The organism is Mycobacterium branderi (assembly GCF_010728725.1).
GTDB classification, from domain to species: domain Bacteria; phylum Actinomycetota; class Actinomycetes; order Mycobacteriales; family Mycobacteriaceae; genus Mycobacterium; species Mycobacterium branderi.
The window spans coordinates 4938011-4959562 of sequence record NZ_AP022606.1; the positions used below are offsets into that span (position 1 = coordinate 4938011).

At 67.3% G+C, this 21552-nt stretch carries 22 protein-coding genes; 8 read left to right on the forward strand and 14 right to left on the reverse strand.

From position 1 onward, the window contains the following. Window positions 1-12 precede the first annotated feature (12 nt). The 3 genes from G6N47_RS24040 to G6N47_RS24050 are packed head-to-tail and all read right to left on the reverse strand — an operon-like array spanning window position 13 to window position 2514. The gene (locus G6N47_RS24040; protein WP_083130425.1) at window positions 13-600 is read right to left on the reverse strand and encodes a vitamin K epoxide reductase family protein; all 588 of its coding nucleotides are present in this window, start codon (window positions 598-600) and stop codon (window positions 13-15) included. 35 nt (window positions 601-635) lie between these two features. Then, the gene (locus tag G6N47_RS24045) at window positions 636-1388 is read right to left on the reverse strand and encodes a DsbA family protein (RefSeq protein WP_083129534.1); all 753 of its coding nucleotides are present in this window, start codon (window positions 1386-1388) and stop codon (window positions 636-638) included. A 40-nt stretch (window positions 1389-1428) separates the two neighbouring features. Next, window positions 1429-2514: an alpha/beta hydrolase gene (locus G6N47_RS24050; RefSeq protein WP_083129535.1), complete on the reverse strand. Its 1086-nt coding sequence runs from the start codon at window positions 2512-2514 to the stop codon at window positions 1429-1431. Between G6N47_RS24050 and G6N47_RS24055 the strand changes: the two genes are divergently transcribed. Both G6N47_RS24055 and G6N47_RS24060 read left to right on the forward strand, forming a co-directional pair. Continuing rightward, window positions 2513-3346 carry an aldo/keto reductase gene (locus G6N47_RS24055; RefSeq protein WP_083129536.1) on the forward strand — a complete coding sequence of 278 codons (834 nt, stop codon included), beginning with the start codon at window positions 2513-2515 and terminating at the stop codon, window positions 3344-3346. The genes G6N47_RS24050 and G6N47_RS24055 overlap by 2 nt on opposite strands. Beyond that, entirely contained in the window at window positions 3347-4186 is an 840-nt protein-coding gene (locus tag G6N47_RS24060) for an aldo/keto reductase (RefSeq protein WP_083129537.1), read from the forward strand. Between the two features lie 11 nt (window positions 4187-4197). Here G6N47_RS24060 and G6N47_RS24065 read toward each other — a convergent pair whose 3' ends face one another. Genes G6N47_RS24065 through G6N47_RS24075 form a run of 3 tightly spaced genes read right to left on the reverse strand, consistent with a single transcriptional unit; the run spans window position 4198 to window position 8773 of the window. Then, on the reverse strand, window positions 4198-4911 hold the full coding sequence (locus G6N47_RS24065; RefSeq protein WP_083129538.1) for an HNH endonuclease family protein: 714 nt from the start codon (window positions 4909-4911) through the stop codon (window positions 4198-4200). Further along, window positions 4908-7130 carry an ATP-dependent DNA helicase RecG gene (recG, locus tag G6N47_RS24070; protein ID WP_083129539.1) on the reverse strand — a complete coding sequence of 741 codons (2223 nt, stop codon included), beginning with the start codon at window positions 7128-7130 and terminating at the stop codon, window positions 4908-4910. Before recG ends, G6N47_RS24065 begins: the two co-directional genes overlap by 4 nt. A 2-nt stretch (window positions 7131-7132) precedes the next feature. Beyond that, on the reverse strand, window positions 7133-8773 hold the full coding sequence (locus G6N47_RS24075; protein ID WP_276036619.1) for a DAK2 domain-containing protein: 1641 nt from the start codon (window positions 8771-8773) through the stop codon (window positions 7133-7135). Window positions 8774-8991: 218 nt separating this feature from the next. Between G6N47_RS24075 and rpmB the strand changes: the two genes are divergently transcribed. After that, window positions 8992-9186, forward strand: coding sequence for a 50S ribosomal protein L28 (gene rpmB, locus G6N47_RS24080; RefSeq protein ID WP_045380948.1), 195 nt, complete (start codon window positions 8992-8994; stop codon window positions 9184-9186). Here the strand turns inward: rpmB and G6N47_RS24085 are convergent. The 3 genes from G6N47_RS24085 to G6N47_RS24095 are packed head-to-tail and all read right to left on the reverse strand — an operon-like array spanning window position 9183 to window position 11108. Beyond that, the gene (locus G6N47_RS24085; RefSeq protein WP_083129541.1) at window positions 9183-9866 is read right to left on the reverse strand and encodes a uracil-DNA glycosylase; all 684 of its coding nucleotides are present in this window, start codon (window positions 9864-9866) and stop codon (window positions 9183-9185) included. The two genes, rpmB and G6N47_RS24085, sit on opposite strands and share 4 nt — an antisense overlap. After that, window positions 9863-10153: a DUF1330 domain-containing protein gene (locus G6N47_RS24090; RefSeq protein ID WP_083129542.1), complete on the reverse strand. Its 291-nt coding sequence runs from the start codon at window positions 10151-10153 to the stop codon at window positions 9863-9865. Before G6N47_RS24090 ends, G6N47_RS24085 begins: the two co-directional genes overlap by 4 nt. A gap of 4 nt (window positions 10154-10157) precedes the next feature. Beyond that, complete coding sequence (locus tag G6N47_RS24095) at window positions 10158-11108, reverse strand: thiamine-phosphate kinase (RefSeq protein ID WP_264007066.1); 951 nt, start codon at window positions 11106-11108, stop codon at window positions 10158-10160. 50 nt (window positions 11109-11158) lie between these two features. Here G6N47_RS24095 and G6N47_RS24100 point away from each other — a divergent pair, with 50 nt between their 5' ends. After that, window positions 11159-11683, forward strand: coding sequence for a DUF3515 domain-containing protein (locus G6N47_RS24100; protein WP_083129543.1), 525 nt, complete (start codon window positions 11159-11161; stop codon window positions 11681-11683). 61 nt (window positions 11684-11744) lie between these two features. Here G6N47_RS24100 and G6N47_RS24105 read toward each other — a convergent pair whose 3' ends face one another. Beyond that, entirely contained in the window at window positions 11745-12854 is a 1110-nt protein-coding gene (locus tag G6N47_RS24105; RefSeq protein ID WP_083129544.1) for a D-alanine--D-alanine ligase family protein, read from the reverse strand. A 44-nt stretch (window positions 12855-12898) separates the two neighbouring features. Next, window positions 12899-13900, reverse strand: a complete 1002-nt coding sequence (locus G6N47_RS24110; RefSeq protein WP_083129545.1) for an NAD(P)H-dependent glycerol-3-phosphate dehydrogenase — start codon at window positions 13898-13900, stop codon at window positions 12899-12901. Window positions 13901-13942: 42 nt separating this feature from the next. Here G6N47_RS24110 and cofC point away from each other — a divergent pair, with 42 nt between their 5' ends. From cofC to mutT1, 3 genes are all read left to right on the forward strand, one after another. Continuing rightward, complete coding sequence (gene cofC, locus G6N47_RS24115) at window positions 13943-14587, forward strand: 2-phospho-L-lactate guanylyltransferase (protein WP_083129546.1); 645 nt, start codon at window positions 13943-13945, stop codon at window positions 14585-14587. A 66-nt stretch (window positions 14588-14653) separates the two neighbouring features. Beyond that, window positions 14654-16858, forward strand: a complete 2205-nt coding sequence (locus tag G6N47_RS24120; protein ID WP_179966417.1) for an RNA degradosome polyphosphate kinase — start codon at window positions 14654-14656, stop codon at window positions 16856-16858. Window positions 16859-16918: 60 nt separating this feature from the next. Then, window positions 16919-17857 carry an 8-oxo-(d)GTP phosphatase MutT1 gene (mutT1, locus tag G6N47_RS24125; protein ID WP_372517486.1) on the forward strand — a complete coding sequence of 313 codons (939 nt, stop codon included), beginning with the start codon at window positions 16919-16921 and terminating at the stop codon, window positions 17855-17857. Between the two features lie 65 nt (window positions 17858-17922). Here mutT1 and G6N47_RS24130 read toward each other — a convergent pair whose 3' ends face one another. The 3 genes from G6N47_RS24130 to leuC all read right to left on the reverse strand — a co-directional run bounded on the left by G6N47_RS24130 (window position 17923) and on the right by leuC (window position 20768). Further along, window positions 17923-18543, reverse strand: coding sequence for an HU family DNA-binding protein (locus G6N47_RS24130; RefSeq protein ID WP_083129549.1), 621 nt, complete (start codon window positions 18541-18543; stop codon window positions 17923-17925). A gap of 199 nt (window positions 18544-18742) precedes the next feature. Further along, entirely contained in the window at window positions 18743-19339 is a 597-nt protein-coding gene (gene leuD, locus G6N47_RS24135) for a 3-isopropylmalate dehydratase small subunit (RefSeq protein WP_083129550.1), read from the reverse strand. A gap of 16 nt (window positions 19340-19355) precedes the next feature. Next, a complete protein-coding gene (gene leuC, locus G6N47_RS24140; protein WP_232080276.1) occupies window positions 19356-20768 on the reverse strand; it encodes a 3-isopropylmalate dehydratase large subunit in 1413 nt (470 codons plus the stop codon). Between the two features lie 24 nt (window positions 20769-20792). On the opposite strand from leuC, the gene G6N47_RS24145 reads away from it, so the two are divergent. Further along, on the forward strand, window positions 20793-21494 hold the full coding sequence (locus G6N47_RS24145; RefSeq protein ID WP_083129552.1) for an IclR family transcriptional regulator: 702 nt from the start codon (window positions 20793-20795) through the stop codon (window positions 21492-21494). Window positions 21495-21552: the final 58 nt, after the last annotated feature.

Below are 21552 nucleotides of genomic sequence, written 5' to 3' on the forward strand. Positions count from 1 at the left end.
CGCGCGCCCCTTTTACAGAAGTGTCGACCAGTAGTCCCAGAACCGCGCCAGGATCATCAAAATCACCGCGGTGAACCACAGCGCGGTAATCGACCACCGCCAATGGTAGAGCCCACGCAGCACCGCGTTTCCCTCGATGACCGGGTGCAGCGCGATCGAGGCGACCACCACCAGCAGCGGTATGGTGACCGCCCACACCACCATGCAATACGGGCACAGCGCCCCGATTCGATACAGGCTCTGGAAGATCAGCCAATGGACAAACGCCGCGCCGGCCAGTGTGCCGATCGCCAGTCCGGCCCAATACCACCGCGGCAGCGCAACTTTCGCGACGACGAGCACGCCGCTAACCACAACCACGGTGAACGCGGCAATACCGATGAGCGAATTCGGGAAACCCAGCGCCGAGGCCTGCGGCGTCGTCATCACCGAGCCGCACGACACCACCGGGTTGATGTTGCACGACGGCACGTACGACGGGTTGAGCAGGATGTTGATCTTCTCCACCGTCAACGTCACTGAGGCGACCAGGCCGACCACGCCGGCGATCAGCACCCACCACGCGCTGCCCGGACCGACCGGCGCCGCGGGCGAAACCATAAGTGGCTCACCCGGTTGCGCGGACACCGCGGTGGTCACGACGCCGGCGTCGCCGCCGTGTCGAGGCCCGGCACGTTCCCGACGATTTCTTTGATCTTGGCCACCAGCGCATCGGGGGTCGACGGGTCGTAGTCCTGGCCGTTGATGCGGATCGTCGGGGTGGCGTGAATATTGTTGGCCGCCGCCATGCCGTCGACAAGCGGAATGTACTTGCCGCTGTTGACGCAGTCGGGAACCTTGCCCACGACGCCGGCCTCGCGGGCGCGTTCGATCAGCTCGGCGTTGTCGGGAAACTTCGAACCGGTTTCGGAGGGCTGCAGGTTCTTGGTGAACAACGCGGTGTGGAACCGGCGGAACGCGTCGAGGTTTTCATCGGCCACGCAGTAGGCGGCGGCCCCGGCGCGGCTTGAATAGTCGTCGTTGTGCGGGCTGCTCAGGATGCCGACCATGTAGTAGTCGGCGGCGATCGCTCCCGAGTCGATCAGCCTGGACACCGTCGGCCCGAAGGTCCGCTCGAAATTCCCGCACGCCGGGCACAGGAAGTCTTCGTAGAACGACACGACCGCCTTGGGCTCTTTGGTGCCCTCGTTGGTGACCAGCTTGCTCGACGTCACCCGCACCGCGCGTCCCGCGTGGTCGGTCTTCTTGTCGTGCGAGATCACGATGTAGCCGATCACGACGACAGCGAAGATCACCACGACCGCGGTGATACCGATCCGGACCGCCAGATCGCGTCGGCGGCCCGCCAGCTTCGGGTCGTAGCCGGGGCGTTTCGATTTGTTGGCCACAGGTCCTCCGGTTGTCGATGGCGCTTCTAGCGTAGTGTGCTCACACCCGGCTGAGGTGGGCGCGCAGCGCCGAGACCAGCTCGGCAGTGGCGGTCGCGCTGCCGCCGCCCAGCGGGAACAGGTTGGCGAACCCATGCGTCAACGACCCCATGCAGCGCACGTCGACGGCGTTGCCGGCGGCCCGCAGCGCGGTGGCGTACCGCTCGCCCTCGTCGCGCAGCGGGTCGAAACCCGCGACCGTGATCAGCGCGGGCGGCAGCCCGGACAGCGTTTCGGCCAGCAGCGGCGACACCCGCGGATCTGCGGCGTCGACGCCGGACCCGCCCAAGTAGTTCGCCTCGAACCAGTCGATGTCGTGCTTGGTGAGCAGGAACCCACTTGCAAACAGCGACAGCGACCGGGTCTGCGCGGTGAAGTCCGTTCGCGGATAAATCAGCCACTGCAGCACCGGCGCGGGTCCGCCGTCGTTGCGGGCCAGCTGCGCCACGACGGCCGCCAGGTTCCCGCCGGCGCTGTCGCCGCCCACCGCCACGCGGCCGGGGATCGCGCCCAGGTCGCCTGCGTGCTCGTGCGCCCACCGGAACGCCGCGTAGGCGTCGTCGACCGCGGCGGGGGCGCGATGTTCGGGGGCCAGTCGGTAGTCGATCGACAGCACGTGGATGTCGGCGTCGCGGCAGACCAGCCGGCAGAGCTGGTCGTGGGTGTCCAGGTCACCGATACACCATCCGCCGCCGTGGTAGAAGACCAGCAGCGGCGCGGGCTCCGTGGAAGCCGGGCGGTAGTGGCGGGCACCGATGTCGCCGGCCGGCCCGGGTATGGACAGGTCGCTGACCGCGACGTGGATCTGCGGCCCGGGAAACGCAGCGGTGAGCTCGCGCATCTGGGTGCGCGACGCGGCCGGGTCGTCGTCGGTCACCAACCCGTCGATGCCCATGACCCGCAGACCGGAGAGCATCAGCTGCAGGGTGGGGTCCAGGGTGTTGCCGTCGATGGTGACCGAGCGACCGCCGGAGAGCAGGCGCTTGGCGCCGGTCGGGATGAACGGGATGGCCTTGATGCCGACATTGGCGGCGGTGTTCTGCAACCGGCTGGTCAGTCCGGGCACGCCTGGCAGACTTTTCGTCATGGCTGCTCCCCTCGTCACGCTCAACGACGGCAATTCCATCCCCGCTCTGGGATTCGGCGTATTCCAGATTCCACCTGCGGACACCGAGCAGGCGGTCGGGGCCGCGCTGCAAGCCGGTTACCGGCATATCGACACCGCGGCGGCCTACCGTAACGAACGCGAGACCGGGCGTGCGGTAGCCAGTTTCGGCGTGCCCAGAGACGAACTGTACTTGGTGACCAAGCTGTGGAACGCCGACCAGGGCTACGACAGCACGCTGACGGCGTTCGACGCCAGCATGGACAGGCTGGGCCTCGATTACCTCGACCTCTACCTGATCCATTGGCCACTGCCCCAGCAGGGCAAGTTCGTCGACACCTTCAAGGCCTTCGCCCACCTCCGCGACCAGGGCCGCATCCGGTCGATCGGGGTGAGCAATTTCGAGCCCGAGCACTTGCAGATGCTCATCGACGCCACCGGCATAGTGCCCGCGGTCAACCAGATCGAGCTGCACCCGCGGTTGCCGCAGACCGCGTTGCGCGAGGTCCACGCGCGCCTCGGGATCGCCACCGAGGCGTGGGGCCCGCTCGGCCAGGGTTCGCTGCTGGACCATCCGACGATCACCGCAATCGCCGACGCCCGCGGCCGGACACCTGCCCAGGTGTTGATCAGGTGGCATATTCAGCTAGGTAATATCGTGATCCCCAAGTCGGTGGACCCTGCGCGGATTGCGAGCAACTTCGAAGTGTTCGATTTCGAACTGAGCAACGACGAGATGGCATCGATCTCCTCGCTCGACGACGGAACACGACTTGGTCCGGATCCACGAACCTTCAATTTCACAGGCAGGTGAATGATGTCGGGCGCCACCGTCCCCGCTATTGCGCTCAATGACGAGAACACGATGCCGGTGCTCGGCCTCGGCGTCGCAGAGTTGTCCGACGACGAGACAGAACGCGCGGTATCGGCGGCGCTGGAGGCCGGCTGCCGGCTGATCGACACCGCCGCGGTCTACGGCAACGAAGCCGCCGTCGGCCGCGCGATCGCCGCGTCGGGAATCCCGCGGGCCGAGTTGTTCGTCACCACCAAGCTCGCCAACGCCGACCAGGGGTTCACTTCCGCGCAAGAGGCGTGCAAAGCCAGCTTGGAGCGGCTGGGCCTGGACTATGTCGACCTGTATTTGATTCACTGGCCCGCGCCACAACTGGGCGAGTATGTGAACAGCTTCGGCGGCTTGATCCAGTGCCGCGCACAGGAGTTGACCCGTTCGATCGGCGTGGCCAACTTCACCGAGGAGCACCTGTCGACGGTCATCGACTTGACCTTCGTCACGCCCGCCGTCAACCAGATCGAGCTGCATCCGCTGCTCAACCAGGCCGAACTGCGCAGCGCCAACGCCAGCCACAACGTCGTCACCCAGTCCTACAGCCCGCTGGCCGTCGGCCGGTTGCTGGACAACCCGACGGTGACATCGGTTGCCGCGGAATACAGCCGCACACCCGCGCAGGTGTTGCTGCGCTGGAACCTGCAACTGGGCAACGCGGTGGTGTTCCGGTCGGGTAAGCCCGAGCGCATTGCCGGCAACTTCGACGTCTTCGATTTCGAGTTGGCCGCCGAGCATATGGAGGCGCTCAACGGCCTGAACGACGGCACCCGGGTGCGCGAGGATCCGCTGACGTACACGGGTATCTAATTCCGCGCGAGCTACCCGGCCGGGCACGTGGCAGCCGCCTGGCGCAGCACGTCGGCCGACGCCTGGTCGACGGGTAGCGCGTAGCCACGCAGCACCGCGATGAACTGCATGCTGTACTGGCACCAGAACGCGGTGTTGGGCGGCATCCACAGCGCCGGTTGCGAATCGCCTTTGTCCTCGTTGGCTTTTCCGGCAACCGCCAGCAGGTTGGCGGGATCGTTGGCGAAGCGCACCCGCTCGGCAAACGGCCAGTTGTAGGCGCCCATATCCCAGGCCAGCGCCAGCGGGACGATGTGATCGATCTGCACGGACTCCCCCACCCGGGCGCCGCGCTGAAACGCCACAGTCGCATTGGTGTAGGGGTCGTGCAGCGTGCCGGTGGCCACGGCATCGGGACAGCGTTTGATCGACACGTACGTCTTGTCGACCAGATCGCGGTTGAGGATGTCGTTTCGGGTATCGCATCCGTTGTGCCCGCCCGGCGCGTCGTTGTCGTCGGTCCAGGCATCGCCGTATGCGGCGCGGCGATAGTCGTAGCGGTGAATCCTGGCCGGCACCACCGCAATTCCGGCCAGCACGTCGACGCCGGGTGCAACGGTCGGAACGTCGGCGCGCGCCGCGAACTCGTCGGCGCGGTCGCCCACCGACGCGGTCATCACCTGATAAGCGACAACGACGGCGAGCACCGCGATCGCCGACAACCACAGCAATGTCTTGCGGCTCACGACTTGTCCAGGTATTCGATGCGATCGCTGCCGGTGAACGGCGCGGCCAGCAGTGCCATTCCCGGGTGTGCCGGGTTTTCGTCGTACAACTTCTCACACAGGTCGTGGGCCGACTCGATGACCTGCCGGTGCTCGGCCAGCGACAGCAGCTTCAAGGTTATCGGGCGGCCACTTTGACTGCGGCCCAACACATCTCCCTCGCGCCGTTCGTCGAGGTCCAGGTCCGCCAGCGCGAACCCGTCGAGGGTTTCGGCAACGGCCTTGAGGCGCTGGGCGGATCGGGAATTCGGCGACACCCAGCTCGCCAACAGACACAGGCTTGCGTGCGCGCCGCGGCCGATGCGGCCGCGCAGCTGATGCAATTGGCTGATGCCGAACCGGTCGGCGTCCATCACCAGCATCACAGTCGCGTTCGGGACGTCGACGCCGACCTCGATCACGGTGGTGCACACCAGCACGTCGATCTCGCCGGCACGAAACGCCGCCATCACGGCGTCCTTCTCGTCGGCGGCAAGACGGCCGTGCATCAGCCCGAGCCGCAGACCGGCCAGCTCCCCCCGACGCAGCCGGGCGAACAGCTCTACCGCTGTCGCCGAGGGTCTTCCGCCCTCCTCGCACTGCGCGCTGTCGTCGTTCTCGTCGATCCGCGGCGCCACGACATAGGCCTGACGGCCCGCGGAGACCTCCTCGATGATGCGCCGCCACGCCCGGTCCAGCCACGTAGGTTTGTCCTTGACGAAGATCGTGTTGGTGGTGATCGGCTGGCGGCCGCGGGGAAGCTCGCGCAGCGTCGAGGTTTCCAGATCGCCGTAGACAGTCAGCGCCACCGTCCGCGGTATCGGCGTCGCCGTCATCACCAGAAGATGCGGCGTGACTCCGGCCGGGGCCTTTGCCCGCAACTGATCTCGCTGCTCGACACCGAACCTGTGCTGCTCGTCGACGACCACCATGCCCAGCCGGTGAAACTCGACGGCGTCCTGCAGCAGCGCGTGGGTTCCGACGACGATGCCGGCCTGCCCGCTGCCGATCTCGTCGCGGACCTGCTTCTTCTGCGTCCCCGACATCGAGCCGGTGAGCAACGCCACCCTGGTGGCGTTGTCGGCGCCGCCGAGCTGACCGCCCAGCGCCAGCGACCCCAGCACGTCGCGGATCGACCGGACATGTTGTGCGGCAAGCACTTCCGTCGGCGCCAAGAGCGCGCACTGGTAGCCGGCGTCGACCATTTGCAGCATTGCCAGCACCGCGAGGATCGTCTTGCCCGACCCGACCTCACCCTGCAACAGCCGGTTCATCGGACGGCTCGCGCTCAGTTCGGCGGACAACACGTCGAGCACCTCGCGCTGCCCGGAGGTCAGCTCAAACGGCAAGCGCCGCAACAGTTCTTGCTTCAGTCCGTCGGACCGCGGCGAGGCCGCCGGGCCTGATTGCGACAGCTCGCTGTGCCGGCGGGTCACCAGCGCCCACTGCAAACCGACGGCCTCGTCGAAAGTCAGCCGCTCTCGGGCGTGTCGCCGCTGGGCTTCGTCTTCGGAGACATGGATAGCGCGCAGCGCTTGGTCCTCGGAGATCAGGCCATGTTCGGCGAGCACCGGATCGGGCAGCGGGTCGTGCACCGGGTCGAGCACCGCGAGCACCTGACGCACGCACGAATAGATGGTCCAGCTTTGGACTTTCGCGCTGGCCGGGTAGATCGGGAAGAAGGCTCGTTCGAAGGCCGACTGCAACACTTCGCCGCTGACCGCCCGCGACGCGCCGGCGATCTCGCGCAACGACGTGCTGCCGTGGTCCTTGCCGTCCGGCGAGTTCAGGATCAGGAAATCGGGGTGGGTCAGTTGCATGACGCCCTTGTAGTAACCCACCTCTCCCGAGAGCATGACCCGGCTTCCTTTGGACAGCTGCCTTTCGAACCACTTCTTTGGGTGAAAGAACGTGGCGGTCACCTTGCTTCGGCCTGAGCCGATGGTGACCACCAGGAACTTCTCTCCTGGGCGTTTTTTCATCGGCTTCAGCTCCGCCCCGGTGATGGTGTCGACGAGCGTCACGTGCTCGCCGACCGGCGGTCGTTCGTCGCCGGCCCCGCGCACCGCCGCGCCCTCGACGTAGCTGCGCGGGTAGTGGCGCAGCAGGTCGTCGACGGTGCGGATGCCGAACGCCTCGTCGAGCGGTTTCGCGGATTTCGCGCCGACGACGTAATCCAGCCGGTCGCTCAGCCCAACCATCGCTACTCGACCCCGATCAACAGCGCGTCGCCACGATGTCCGGTGTGATAGGTCGCCAACTCGGTGCCCGGATGCTGGTCATGCACATGCTGCTGCAGCGCGTCCCCCAGGGCGGGGTCGACGCCGGCGCCCACCAGCACCGTCACCAACTCGCCGCCGGCTGCCAGCAGCAGGTCGATCAGGCCGATCGCCGCCGAGGCGATGTCTTTGGCCACAATCAGCACCTCGTCGCCGGCGATGCCCAGGCCGTCGCCGGGCTCGCAGGTACCGGCCCAGGTCAGCGCCCGCTCGGTCGCGACGCGCACCGAGCCGTGCCGCGCGGCGCCGACGGCGCGGGCCATCGTGTACCCGTCGTCGACGGCCTGCCGGTCCGGTTCATGCACAGCCAGCGCGGCCAGGCCCTGCACCATGGACCCGGTTGGCAGCGGTACCACGTCGATGCCCCAGCCGATGGCGGCGGTGCAGCCGGCGACAAGTTCCTCGGCCGCGACATAACCGTTGGGCAACACCATCACCTGCGCGGCGCCCGTGTCCACCACCGCCCGCAACAGCTGCTGGGCGCTGACCGCGGTGGCCGGGTCGGCCGCCCCGGAGTCGGGCCGCAGCACACAGGCGCCCTCCCCGGCGAACAACTCCGCGGCGCCGTCGCCGTCGACGACGGCCAGCACGGCCCGCTCGCGGGTCCAGCTGCCCGGCGGTAGGCCCGCAGGACCGCCGTTGAGCACCGAGATCTGGATCCGGCGCGGGCGGCCGAACGCCAAACCGGCCTCGACTGCCGCGCCAGCGTCGTCGGTGTGGACGTGAACCGAGTAGCCGGCCCCGGACGCGTCGGCCGCGGATGTGGCGATGGCCACCGAGTCGCCGAGTTGACCGAGGCGCTCCCGCAGTGCGTCCGCGCCGTCGGCGTCACACTCGCCGAGCAGGTACATCACCTCGAACTGGGGACCGGGCTGTTCCGGGGCGACGTCGGCCTGCGGCCGCCGCGGCGACGGCTCGTACACCGCGCGGGCGGGTGCCTGACCGGTGATCGTGGAGCGCAGCGCGTCGAGCAGCACCAGCAAACCGCGTCCCCCGGCGTCGACCACCCCGGCGTCGCCCAGCACGTCGAGCTGTTCGGGGGTCTTCTCCAACGCGATCACCGCTGCGTCGCCGGCCGCGGTGATCGCCTGGACCAGCCCCTCCCCGGCATGCTGCTGGGCCGCCGCGGCCGCGGCCTGCAGCACCGAGACGATCGTCCCGGCAACCTCCCGACCGCCCATCGAGGCGAGTGCCAGATCCACGCCGTGCCGCAATGCCGACCCGAGAACCGCGGCGTCGATGTCGCGCAGCTCACCGCCGGCTCGGGCGGCGGCGTCGGCGGTGACGTCGGCGATGCCCCGCAGGATTTGCGACAGGATCACCCCGGAGTTCCCGCGGGCGCCGTTCAGCGCACCGACCGACAGCGCGGCCGCCACCCGCGCGACGTCGCCCGACCGCGCTTCGGTGTTGGCCTCGGCCAGCGCCGAGCGCATGGTGAACAGCATGTTGGTGCCGGTGTCGGAATCGGCGACCGGGAACACGTTGAGGCGGTTGATCTCGTCGATGTGAGTGATCAGGTCACTGACGGCGGTGTGTGCCCAATCACGCAGCGCGGCCCCGTCCAGCAGGCGTTCCGGCGTGTCCACGTCAGACACCTGGCCCACCTCCTCGCGCCTCCTGCGGTGGGCGTCAGCCTAACCAGTGACGGCGACAGGACTGGTCATAAGGTATCCAGCGGTTGTTGACCGTTTTGGCACTTGCGCCCGGCTGCGGCTATCCTGACCAGGTTGTCGTGGTCACCCGAGCTCGGTTGTTGGCCCCAGAGATTTGAGGAGTTTCAGCTATGGCCGCCGTGTGCGACATTTGCGGGAAGAGCCCCGGCTTCGGCAAGTCGGTGTCGCACTCGCATCGCCGGACCAGCCGCCGCTGGGACCCCAACATCCAGACGGTGCACGCCGTGACCCGCCCCGGCGGTAACAAGCAGCGGCTCAACGTCTGCACGTCGTGCATCAAGGCCGGCAAGGTCGTCCGCGGCTAAGGCAGTCGCCAGTCGACGGGCTCGGCGCCCATCTTCTCCAGCAGCTCGTTGGCGCGGCTGAACGGCCGCGAACCGAAAAACCCCCGCGACGCCGACAACGGTGAGGGATGCGGCGATTCGATCGCCACACACTCCTCACCGGCCAGCATCGGCCGCAGCGTCGACGCGTCGCGCCCCCACAGGATCGCCACCAGCGGTTTGCGACGGTCCACCAAGGCGCGGATGGCGCACTCGGTGACCGCTTCCCACCCCTTGCCGCGGTGCGATGCCGGGTTGCCCGGCTGCACGGTCAGCACCCTGTTGAGCAGCATCACGCCGCGCTTCGCCCACGGCGACAGGTCACCGCACGACGGCGCCGGATAGCCCAGGTCGCTGCTGTATTCGGCGAAGATGTTCTCCAGGCTGCGCGGCAGCGGCCGCACCTCGGCCGCCACCGAGAAGCTCAGCCCCACGGCATGCCCCGGCGTGGGATACGGGTCTTGCCCGACGATCAAGACTCGCACCTCATCGAATGGAAAAGTAAAGGCGCGCAACACATTCTGGCCTGCCGGCAGATAGCCGCGGCCGGCGGCGAGTTCGGCCCGCAGGAATTGGCCCATCTCGGCGACGTTTTCGCCGACGGGTCCCAGCGCACGCGCCCAACCGTCCTCGACCAGTTCACGCAACGGACGCGCGGTCATGTCAACCCTTTCGCGAGCAATACCACGGTGTCGGCGCCGGCTCGGCGGTCCTTCGAGATCTCTTGGTACTCAGGCGATTCCGCCCACCTGCGGAATGCGGCCTCGTCCGGAAAGGACATCAGCACCACCTTCTCGCGGTCCCACTGGCCCTCGATCACCTGCGGCGACTCGTCGGCAGCCAGCAGCGTTCCCGGGTGGCGGCTGAAGACCTCCATGAACTTCGCCTGATACCGGTCGTAGGCGGCGCGGTCGGTGAACCGCAGCTGGGCAATCGCGTAGACGGTCACGGCGTCACCTTACTGAGCCGAACGATTCCCAGCCCGCGTATCCCTGCCACTCTCGCCCGTCGACGAGCACCCGCGCCGGCCCGTCGAGCACCCGCCCGACGACGCGCCAGCCGGCGGGAACGGCGCCGGCGAACACGGCGACCAGGGCGTGGTCTTCGCCGCCGCCGAGCACCCACGACCAAGGGTCGGCGTCGACGGTCTCGGCCGCGGCTGCCAGCGCCTGCCGGTCAGCGGCCAGCGCATCGGTGCTCAGGTCGACACCGACGCCCGACGCCTCGGCCAGGTGCCGAAGGTCGCCCACCAGACCGTCGGACACGTCGATCATCGCCTGCGCGCCGGCCTCGGCGGCGACGCGGCCCTGCCCGTAGGGCGGCTGCGGCACCAGGTGACGGCGCCGCAAGTCGTCGAAGCCGCTAATTCCGTTGCACCACAGGGCATACCCGGCCGCTGACTGCCCGAGTTCGCCGGTCACCGCAACCGCCGAACCGGGTCGCGCCCCCGAGCGCAGCACAGGAGCGCGGCCGGCCAGATCGCCCAGCACGCTCACCGATACCACCCACTGCGGGCTGCTTACCAGGTCGCCGCCGGCGATACCGGCGCCAACCCGCTCGGCCTCCTGCCACATGCCGTCGGCCAGCGCGTCGACCTCCGCGGCGGGCGTCTCGGCCGGTGCCCCGAAGCCGACGACGAACGCGGTGGGCCGCGCACCCATCGCCTCGATGTCGGCGGCGTTTTGCGCGATCGCCTTGCGGCCGACGTCGTGCGGCGTCGACCAGTCCAGCCGGAAGTGCCGACCCTCGACCAGCATGTCCGTCGACACCACGACGCGACCGTCGTTGGCCAGGACCACCGCCGCGTCGTCGCCGGGGCCCAGCGCTACGGCGGGCGGCTGGCCTCCGCGGCGCACCAGCCGGCCGATCATGCCGAACTCGCCGAGTTCACCCAGCGTGCTCACGTGGCCTCCCGTGCGGGTACGTTCACCAACGACTCCGGGAGTGTAAGCACGTGGACAACGACGAAGGCCCGCCGCGCGCCGTGCTGATCGCCGCGCTGGTGATCGCCGTCGGCGCGATCGGCGCAGTGCTGGCGATCGCGGCGACGCGCCACCCGGCGCAGCAACCGGTCGCCATCGCCGCAGTGCCGGCGCCGCAGGCGGGAAATCCGGCATGCGGGGCACTGCTCGAGGCGCTGCCGCAGCGACTCGGCGACTACCAGCGCGCCGCTGTCGTGCAGCCGGCGCCCGCCGGTACCGCCGCCTGGCGAGCACACGATGAGCCCATCGTGCTGCGGTGCGGACTCGACCGGCCCGTCGACTTCGTGGTGGGGTCGCCGATCCAGGCTGTCAACCGGGTGCAGTGGTTCGAGGTGCGTCAGGATGACCGATCGACGTGGTACACCGTCGACCGGCCGGTCTATGTGGCACTGACTTTGCCGCCGGGCTCGGGGCCGACGCCCATCCAGCAGCTCTCGGATGTCATCGACCACACGATGCCAGCCGTGCCGATCAGCCCCGCGCCACCGCCCGCCTAGCGCGAATGTGCAGTTGTGTCACGGCATTTCGCGTCCGGCGTACCTCAAGTCAACACTCGGGCTAGCGCAGGCCGGTGCCGCGCGCTAACGCCGTCTCGACCATCGTCGCCAGCAGGGTCGGATAGTCCACCCCGCTGGCCGCCCACATCCGCGGATACATCGAGATCGTGGTGAATCCGGGCATCGTGTTGACCTCGTTGATCAGCGGCCCGTCGTCGGTGAGGAAGAAGTCCACCCGGGCCAGGCCCTGACAGTCGATCGCACGAAACGCCCGAATGGCCAACTCGCGCACCACATCCGCTACCTCGTCGTCGATCTTGGCGGGTACGTCCAGTTCGGCGGCGTCATCGAGATACTTGGTCGCGAAGTCATAGAACTGGTCTTCGCGTCCACGTACGCCGGCCACCCGGATCTCCCCCACTGTGCTGGATTGCACTGTGCCGTCGGGAAATTCGAGTACGCCGCATTCCAATTCGCGCCCGGCGATCGCGGCCTCGACAATCACCTTGGGGTCGTGGCGGCGCGCTTGCTCGACGGCGTCGGGCAACTGGCCCCATTCCGTCACGCGGCTGACGCCGATCGACGAGCCGCCGCGTGCCGGTTTGACGAACACCGGCAGCCCGAGTCGTTCGCGTTCGGCGATGTCCAGCGTGGGCTGCGGCGCTCGCAGCACCGCGTGCGGGCCCACCGGAAGTCCCTCGGCCATCAGCAGTTTCTTGGTGAACTCTTTGTCCATGCCCGCCGCGCTGGCCAGCACCCCGGCCCCGACGTAAGGCACCCCGGCCATCTCCAGCAGTCCCTGGATAGTCCCGTCCTCGCCGTAGGGCCCGTGCAACACCGGGAACACCACGTCGACGGATGCCAGCACGTCGGGGTCGCCGGGCGACAGCGACACCAACTGGCCGGCTCGCTGCGGATCGGCGGGCAGCGCCAATTCGGCGCCCGATGCCGAGGTGATCGCGGGCAATTGCCGGTTGGTGATCGCCAGCGCATCGGGGTCGCCGTCAGTGAGCACCCACGAGCCGTCGGGGGTGATACCGACCGCGGTGACGTCGAATCGTTGCGGATCCAGGTTGCGCAGGATGCTGCCCGCCGACACGCAGGAAATCGCATGCTCGTTGCTGCGTCCGCCGAACACGACGGCGACGCGGATGCGGTCACGGGCACTCACAACCTAGAGAGGCTACCCGCCCGGCTACGCCGCGCTTGCGATCGTCACTCCGGCTTGGTGCTGCGGCCCAGCAGCAACAACACCGCCTCGCCGACCGAGAGCCCCTTGTGACAGACCCGGTGCACCGCATCGGTGAGCGGCATCTCGACGTCGTAACTCGAGGCCAGTGCCAGCACCGACTCGCACGACGTCACACCCTCGACGACGTGGCCGCCGGTGGCGTGCAGCGCCGATTCCATCGTCCCGCCGCGGCCAAGGCACTCGCCGAAGGACCGGTTGCGCGAATGCGGCGAGGTGCAGGTGGCCACCAGATCGCCCACCCCGGCCAGCCCGGCCAGCGTCGCACCTTTGGCGCCCACGGCGATGCCGAGCCGCATGATCTCGGCCAGGCCGCGGGTGATGATCGCCGCTGCGGTGTTCTCGCCCAGGCCGACACCCGCCGCCATCCCGCACGCCAGCGCGATCACGTTCTTGCAGGCACCGCCGATTTCGGTGCCGATCACGTCGCTGTTGGTGTACGGGCGGAAGTAGCCGGCGTTCAGCGCGCGCTGCAGTGCGACGGCGCGGCCGGAGTCTGTGCACGCGACGACGGTGGCGGCGGGCTGACCCTCGGCGATCTCGCTGGCCAGGTTGGGCCCGGAAACCACCGCCACCTGCGCGGGGTCGACGCCCGTCACCGCGACGATCACCTGGCTCATCCGCATCAGCGTGCCCAGCTCGATGCCCTTGGCCAGGCTGACCAGCGTCGCGTCGGCGCGGAACAGCCCCACCCACTGCTCGAGGTTGGATCGCATGGTCTGCGCTGGCACACCCAGCAGCACGGTGGATGCGCCGCCCAGCGCCTCGGCGGCGTCGTCGGTGGCGCGGATGCGCGACGGCAGTTGCAAACCGGGCAGGTAACCGGAGTTGCATCGGGTGGCGTTGATCTCGTCGGCGACGTCGGCGCGCCGCGCCCACAGGGTGACGTCGGTGCCGGTCTCGGCCAATACCTTGGCCAACGCGGTCCCCCACGCGCCGGCGCCCATCACCGTAACCGCGCTCACCATGCGGCAACCCTAACCTCCACGGCGCTTTGGCAGGATGAAGCAATGAGAGCCGACACCGCTGGTGATGTCGGTTTGATCATTGCCGTCAAGCGGCTGGCGGCCGCGAAGACCCGACTGGCGCCGGTGTTCTCGGCGCGGACCCGGGAAAGTGTGGTGCTGGCCATGCTGGTCGACACCCTCACCGCGGCCAAGCCTGTCACGTCGCTGCGCTCGATCACGGTCATCACACCCGACGACGCGGCGGCGGCAGCGGCAGCCGAGGCAGGCGCCGAGGTACTGTTCGATCCGACCCCGGACGGTCATGGTGACCCGCTGAACAACGCCATCGCCGCGGCCGAACGGGCGGTGGCCGCGGTGACACCGAATATCGTTGTGCTGCAAGGGGATTTACCGGCGCTGCAGACGCAGGAGCTCGCCGAGGCCATCGGCGCCGCACGCGGCTACCGACGCAGCTTCGTCGCCGACCGGCTCGGCACCGGAACCGCGGCACTGTGCGCGTTCGGCGCCCCGCTCGATCCGCAGTTCGGCCCGGATTCCGCGGCGCGCCATCGCCGTTCGGGCGCCATCGAACTGACGGGGGCGTGGCCGGGGCTGCGCTGCGATATTGACACGCCCGACGATCTGAAGGTCGCCCGGCAACTAGGGGTGGGCCCGACGACCGCCCGCGCGATCGGCGTACACCGATAACGCTGAGGTAAACAGCACACCAACTGGGCATCGATGTGGGCCGGCCGGTGGCAGCACCACCCGCCGATGAGTCATGATCGCAGGGTGACCGAAACAGAAGCCAGGGAAGCCACCGCCGCCGAGGCGCGGCCCGACGAAACGGTGTGGCATCCGGGTGACTCTGCGCCGGGGGCGCCTCCAGCCGCAACCGCGGCCTTGGGCGTGATCGAGGACCAGCTCCCCGAGAACCGCTACCTCAATCGGGAACTGAGCTGGCTGGATTTCAACGCGCGGGTGCTCGCACTGGCCGCCGACACGTCACTGCCACTGCTGGAGCGGGCCAAGTTTCTGGCGATCTTCGCCTCAAACCTCGACGAGTTCTACATGGTCCGCGTCGCCGGCCTCAAACGCCGCGACGAGATGGGGCTGTCGGTGCGCTCCGCGGATGGTTTGACCCCGCGCGAACAACTGCGACGCATCGGAGAGCAAACCCAGCAGATCGCCAGCCGGCACGCGCGTGTCTTCCTCGACTCTGTGCGCCCCGCACTCGCCGAAGAAGGCATCCACGTCGTCACGTGGGCCGATCTGACCGAAGCCGAACGCGACAAGTTGTCGAATTATTTTCACGAGCAGGTCTTCCCGGTCCTCACACCGCTGGCCGTCGATCCCGCGCACCCGTTCCCGTTCGTCAGCGGGCTGAGCCTGAACCTCGCTGTCACCGTGAAGCGGCCCGACGACGGCGGCACCCACTTCGCCCGGGTCAAGGTGCCCGACAACGTCGATCGCTTCGTCGAACTCGGCGGTCGGCGCGCCGACGGCACACCAGAAGTCCGGTTCCTGCCAATGGAAGAACTGATCGCGGCGTTCCTGCCGGTGCTCTTCCCCGGTCTGGAAATCGTCGAGCATCACGTGTTCCGCATTACCCGCAACGCCGACTTCGAAGTCGAAGAGGACCGCGACGAGGACCTCTTGCAAGCGCTCGAGCGGGAACTGGCGCGACGGCGGTTCGGCTCGCCGGTGCGGCTCGAAGTAGCCGACGACATGACCGAAAACATGTTGGAGTTGCTGCTGCGCGAACTCGACGTGCATCCCGGCGACGTCATCGACGTTCCGGGGCTGCTCGATCTCTCGTCGCTGTGGCAGATCTACGACCTCGAACGCCCCGCGCTGAAGGATCGGGCATTCGTCCCGGCCACTCATCCCGCGTTCGCCGACAGGGAAACGCCCAAGAGCATTTTCGCGACGCTGCGCGAGGGCGACGTGCTGGTGCACCACCCCTATGACTCGTTTTCCACCAGCGTGCAGCGGTTCATCGAGCAGGCGGCCGCCGATCCCAACGTTCTGGCGATCAAACAAACGCTGTATCGCACATCGGGTGATTCGCCGATCGTGCGGGCACTGATCGACGCCGCCGAAGCCGGCAAGCAGGTGGTGGCGCTGGTCGAGATCAAGGCAAGATTCGACGAGCAGGCCAACATCCGGTGGGCGCGTGCACTTGAGCAGGCCGGCGTGCACGTGGTGTACGGGTTGGTGGGCTTGAAAACGCACTGCAAGACGTGTCTGGTGGTCCGCCGCGAAGGATCGGCGATCCGGCGCTACTGCCATGTCGGAACGGGCAATTACAACAGCAAGACGGCGCGGCTCTACGAAGACATCGGCCTGTTGACCGTGGACCCGGATATCGGCGCCGACTTGACCGACTTGTTCAACTCGCTCACCGGCTACTCCCGCAAGCTGTCCTACCGCAATCTTCTGGTGGCACCGCACGGTATTCGCACCGGCATCATCGAGCGCGTCGAGCGCGAAGTCGCCGCCCACCGCGAAACCGGTGACGGCCGGATCCGGCTCAAAATGAACGCGCTAGTGGACGAGCAAGTCATCGACGCGCTCTACCGTGCGTCGCAGGCCGGTGTGCGCGTCGAAGTGGTGGTGCGCGGAATCTGCGCGCTGCGCCCCGGTATGGAGGGGTTCTCCGAAAACATCGTGGCGCGCTCGATTCTCGGTCGCTTCCTGGAACACTCGCGAATCCTGCATTTCCGCGCCATCGACGAGTTCTGGATCGGCAGTGCGGACATGATGCATCGCAATCTCGATCGCAGGGTCGAGGTGATGGTTCAGGTCAAAGACCCGCGGCTGACCGCGCAACTCGACGACATCATGGATTCGGCGCTGGATCCCGCTACCCGATGCTGGGAACTGGGGCCCGACGGCCAGTGGACCGCATCTCCGCAGGAGGGTCGCACGGTGCGCGACCACCAGGTATCGCTGATGGAGCGACACCGCAGCACGTGACCGAAATTCCGTCCCGACCTTCCGGCTGCTGCCCCGGTGGGCCCGAATTGACTTGCAGGAGTGAGGGTGTCGACACAAACCTCGCCGCGTCGCACGGCGAGCAAGACCGTATGCGCGGCAGGCGCCGTGCTGTGGCGGCCCGGCCACCGCGAGTCCGCGCCTGAGATTGCGCTGATTCATCGGCCCCGCTACGACGACTGGTCGCTGCCCAAAGGCAAAGTCGATCCCGGCGAAACCGAACCGGTGACCGCGGTGCGTGAGGTCTTCGAGGAAACCGGTCACCGGGCGCACCTTGGCCGGCGCATCACGACGGTGAGCTACCCGATCGAACAAGGCACCAAGAAAGTACGGTACTGGGCGGCATGCAGCCTCGGCGGCAGCTTTACCCCGAACGGCGAAGTCGACGACTTGGTCTGGTTGCCGGTTTCCGCCGCAGCCAAGAAGTTGAGCTATTCGCAGGATCGAAAGGTCTTGCGCCGGTTCGCCAAATTTCCGGCGGACACCCAGACGGTGCTGGTGGTCCGGCACGGCACCGCGGGCAGTAAATCTCGATTCAAAGGCGACGACACCAAGCGGCCGCTGGACAAGAAGGGCCGCGCGCAGGCCGAGGCACTGGTTGGTCAGCTATTGGCATTCGGCGCTACCGACGTGTACGCCGCCGACCGATTGCGTTGCCACCAAACCGTCGAACCGCTGGCCGAAGAGCTGGGCGTGGTCATCTGCAACGAACCCACGCTGACCGAGGAAGCCTATGCGGACAACCCGAAGCGCGCCCGGCGCAGGGTACTGCAGATCGCCGCGCTGAAACGCACACCGGTGATCTGCACGCAGGGCAAGGTCATTCCGGATCTGATCGCCTGGTGGTGTGATCGCGACGGCGTGCGGCCGGATAAGTCCCGCAACCGCAAGGGCAGCACCTGGGTGCTGTCGCTGTCGGACGGGCACCTGGTAGCCGCGGATCACATTGGCAGCGCACTGGCCACCAACGTCGTGACCTAGCACGCAGATTCGCCGCGGCCACCACCGAAGTGGGACCGCGACGAATCCGCGTGTATGTAGTTGTGTTACCGGCGGCCGCGCCGCGCAGTTGCCTTCTTGGCCGGCGACTTCTTGGCTGCAGTCTTACGGGCTGGAGCCTTGGTTGCCTTCCTGGCTGTCGACTTCGTTGCCTTCCTGGCTGTCGACTTGGTCGCCTTCTTGGCCGGCGCCCGCTTGGTGGCCTTCTTAGCAGCCGTCCGCTTGGTCGCGGCCTTCTTGGCCGGTGACTTCTTCGCGACGGCCTTGCGGGCCGGCGCCTTTTTCGCGGCCTTCTTAGCGGCCTTCTTAGCCGGCGACTTCTTCACCGCTTTCCTTGCGCCGCTGGCTGTCACACCACGTTTCACGGCAGGTCCTTCCGCTGGGAGGCGCTGTGCGCCAGAGACAACCGCTTTGAATTGAGCGCCTGGACGAAATGCCGGCACCGACGTCGGCTTCACCTTCACCGTCTCACCGGTGCGGGGATTGCGAGCCACGCGCGCTGCACGGCGGCGTTGTTCAAATACGCCGAAGCCGGTAATGGTGACGCTCTCACCCTTGTGCACCGCCCGCACAATGGTGTCGACGACGTTCTCGACGGCGGCGGTGGCCGATCTACGATCCGAGCCCAATTTCTCTGTGAGTACGTCGATGAGCTCCGCTTTGTTCATCCAATCCCTCCGAAACCAGTGGTCCTTGTTGGACCGACTAGTGGACACGGTAAACCCTGACACCACTGATTTCCAAGAGCCACGCGCAATTTCAATGGCTTCTGGCGAACTTTTTTGGAAACCGCTTGCCGCCCTTGGGCGGTGGCCAGGCCGTCAAATAGTCGCGGCGCGGGCCCGAAATTCGGCTCCGATCCAGCGTTCAGGAAGCCGGCACAGTGCGCGGTTTCCAGCTTTGGCGAGACGCCTCGAAAGACTCGATCTGATCGAGTTTTCGCAGCGTAAGGGCTATATCGTCGAGTCCTTCAGCCAGACGCCAGGCGGTGTAGTCGTCAATCTTGAACGGCACCACCACCGTTCCCGCGGTCACATTCCGATCTTGAAGATTGACAGTGATTTCCAGCCCCGGGCTGCCCTCGATGAGCTTCCAGAGCAGTTCCACGTCGTCTTGGGCTACTTCGGCCGCCAACAGCCCTGCCTTGCCCGCATTGCCCCGGAAAATGTCGGCGAAGCGGGATGAGATGACCACCCGGAATCCGTAGTCCATCAGGGCCCACACCGCATGCTCGCGCGAGGAGCCCGTGCCGAAATCTGGTCCGGCGACCAGTACTGAACCCCTGTCGAATGGGCTGAGATTCAGCACGAAAGACGGGTCGGTGCGCCAAGCCGCGAACAATCCGTCTTCGAAACCCGTTCGGGTTACGCGCTTCAAATAGACCGCAGGAATGATCTGATCGGTGTCCACATTCGACCGCCGCAATGGCACCCCAATGCCGGTGTGGGTACGAAACGCTTCCATGTCTGTCTCCTCTAAGTCAGTCCAGGTCGGCCGGCGCGGACAGTTTTCCGCGGACCGCGGTCGCCGCAGCGACTGCCGGCGACACCAAATGCGTACGGCCGCCCTTGCCCTGCCGCCCTTCGAAATTGCGGTTGGAGGTCGCTGCGCAGCGTTCTCCGGGCGCGAGCTGATCCGGATTCATCCCGAGACACATCGAGCAGCCGGCTTGCCGCCACTCGGCGCCGGCAGCCGTGAAGATCTCTGCCAGCCCTTCGGCTTCGGCCTGCGCACGAACGCGCATCGACCCGGGCACGACCAGCATCCGCACGCCGTCGGCCACCTTTCGGCCACGCAACACCTCGGCCACCGCGCGCAGGTCCTCGATGCGACCGTTGGTGCACGATCCGACGAACACTGCGTCCACCGCGATATCCCGCATCGGGGTACCCGGTCGAAGGTCCATGTACGCCAACGCCTTCTCGGCGGACTGACGCTCGGCCTCGTCGGTCATCAGCTCTGGGTCCGGGACCGCGGCCGCCAGCGGCACGCCCTGGCCCGGATTGGTTCCCCAGGTGACGAACGGACTCAGCGAGGCGGCATCAAGATAGACCTCGGTGTCGAATTCCGCGCCCTGGTCGGTGCGCAGCTGCTCCCAATACGCCAGTGCGGCATCCCAGTCGGCGCCGGCCGGGGCATGCGGCCGACCGCGCAAGAACTCGTACGTCGTCGCATCCGGTGCCACCATTCCGGCACGGGCACCGGCTTCGATGCTCATGTTGCAAATCGTCATCCGGGCCTCCATCGACAGCGATTCGATGGCGCTGCCGCGGTATTCGATGACATGGCCCTGACCGCCGCCCGTGCCGATCTTGGCGATCACCGCCAGGATGATGTCTTTGGCCGTCACACCGCGCGGCAACTCACCGTCGACGTTGACCGCCATTGTCTTGAACGGCCGCAACGGAAGCGTCTGGGTGGCCAGCACATGCTCGACCTCTGAAGTCCCGATTCCCATTGCCAACGCACCGAATGCGCCGTGAGTGGACGTGTGGCTGTCGCCGCAGACGACCGTCATACCCGGTTGAGTGAGTCCCAGTTGCGGTCCGACGACATGCACGATGCCCTGCTCGATGTTGCCCATCGGATAGAGCCGGATGCCGAATTCCTCGCAGTTGCGCCGCAGCGTCTCGACTTGGTTGCGCGACACCGGGTCGGCGATCGGCTTGTCGATGTCGATGGTCGGCACGTTGTGGTCTTCGGTGGCAAGCGTCAGATCCGGCCGCCGCACCGGACGGCCGGCCAATCGCAAGCCGTCGAATGCCTGTGGACTGGTGACCTCGTGCACCAGGTGCAGATCGATGTAGATCAGGTCCGGTTCGGTTCCGCCACCCGACACCACCACGTGGTCGTCCCAAACTTTCTCAGCCAGCGTGCGCGGCCTTGTTCTCACATTCTGAGACGATAGTATCTCCATATGAGACAGGATAGCGGTATCGGCGTCCTCGACAAAGCCGTGGGGGTGCTGCACGCGATTGCGGAATCGCCCTGCGGATTGGCCGAATTGTGCGATCGCACCCGCCTGCCCAGGGCCACTGCGCACCGACTGGCCGTCGGCTTGGAAGTCCATCGCCTACTCGCACGCGACGGCGAAGGCCGATGGCGGCTCGGGCCGGCGATCGGCGAGTTGGCCGCGCAGGCGACCGATCCATTGCTGACGGCCGGCGCGGCCGTGCTGCCGCGGCTTCGTGAGATCACCGGCGAGAGTGTGCAGCTGTACCGTCGCGACGGCAGCTGGCGAATCTGTGTGGCCGCACTGGAACCGCCTGCGGGACTTCGCGATACCGTTCCGGTTGGCGCACGGCTGCCGATGACCGCAGGGTCGGGAGCCAAGGTGCTGTTGGCCTACAGCGACGCCGCCACCCAGCAGGCCATCCTGCCGTCGGCGAAATTCGGCGAACGCGCGCTGGCCGAAGTGCGTCGACGCGGGTGGGCGCAGAGCGCCGCCGAACGTGAGCCGGGCGTTGCCAGTGTGTCGGCGCCCGTGCGTGACAGGCGCGGTGACGTGATCGCGGCCATTTCGGTGTCGGGGCCGATCGATCGGATGGGACGACGGCCGGGCGCGCGCTGGGCCGCCGACCTGCTGGCCGCCGCCGACGCCGTGACGCGCCGGCTGTAGTTCTTGCGCCGAGACTGTGCCCAGCGCAGATTCGACGCCGTCGTCGCAGAGCCGAATT

Coding starts and splice junctions, on each gene's coding strand:
- G6N47_RS24120 (WP_179966417.1), top strand. CDS start 14,654: ATGAGTCATGATCGCAGGGTGACCGAAACAGAAGCCAGGGAAGCCACC.
- leuD (WP_083129550.1), bottom strand. CDS start 19,339: ATGGAAGCGTTTCGTACCCACACCGGCATTGGGGTGCCATTGCGGCGG.
- cofC (WP_083129546.1), top strand. CDS start 13,943: ATGAGAGCCGACACCGCTGGTGATGTCGGTTTGATCATTGCCGTCAAG.
- G6N47_RS24085 (WP_083129541.1), bottom strand. CDS start 9,866: ATGACCGCGCGTCCGTTGCGTGAACTGGTCGAGGACGGTTGGGCGCGT.
- recG (WP_083129539.1), bottom strand. CDS start 7,130: ATGGTTGGGCTGAGCGACCGGCTGGATTACGTCGTCGGCGCGAAATCC.
- G6N47_RS24130 (WP_083129549.1), bottom strand. CDS start 18,543: ATGAACAAAGCGGAGCTCATCGACGTACTCACAGAGAAATTGGGCTCG.
- rpmB (WP_045380948.1), top strand. CDS start 8,992: ATGGCCGCCGTGTGCGACATTTGCGGGAAGAGCCCCGGCTTCGGCAAG.
- G6N47_RS24145 (WP_083129552.1), top strand. CDS start 20,793: ATGAGACAGGATAGCGGTATCGGCGTCCTCGACAAAGCCGTGGGGGTG.
- G6N47_RS24040 (WP_083130425.1), bottom strand. CDS start 600: ATGGTTTCGCCCGCGGCGCCGGTCGGTCCGGGCAGCGCGTGGTGGGTG.
- G6N47_RS24110 (WP_083129545.1), bottom strand. CDS start 13,900: ATGGTGAGCGCGGTTACGGTGATGGGCGCCGGCGCGTGGGGGACCGCG.
- G6N47_RS24055 (WP_083129536.1), top strand. CDS start 2,513: ATGGCTGCTCCCCTCGTCACGCTCAACGACGGCAATTCCATCCCCGCT.
- G6N47_RS24050 (WP_083129535.1), bottom strand. CDS start 2,514: ATGACGAAAAGTCTGCCAGGCGTGCCCGGACTGACCAGCCGGTTGCAG.
- G6N47_RS24060 (WP_083129537.1), top strand. CDS start 3,347: ATGATGTCGGGCGCCACCGTCCCCGCTATTGCGCTCAATGACGAGAAC.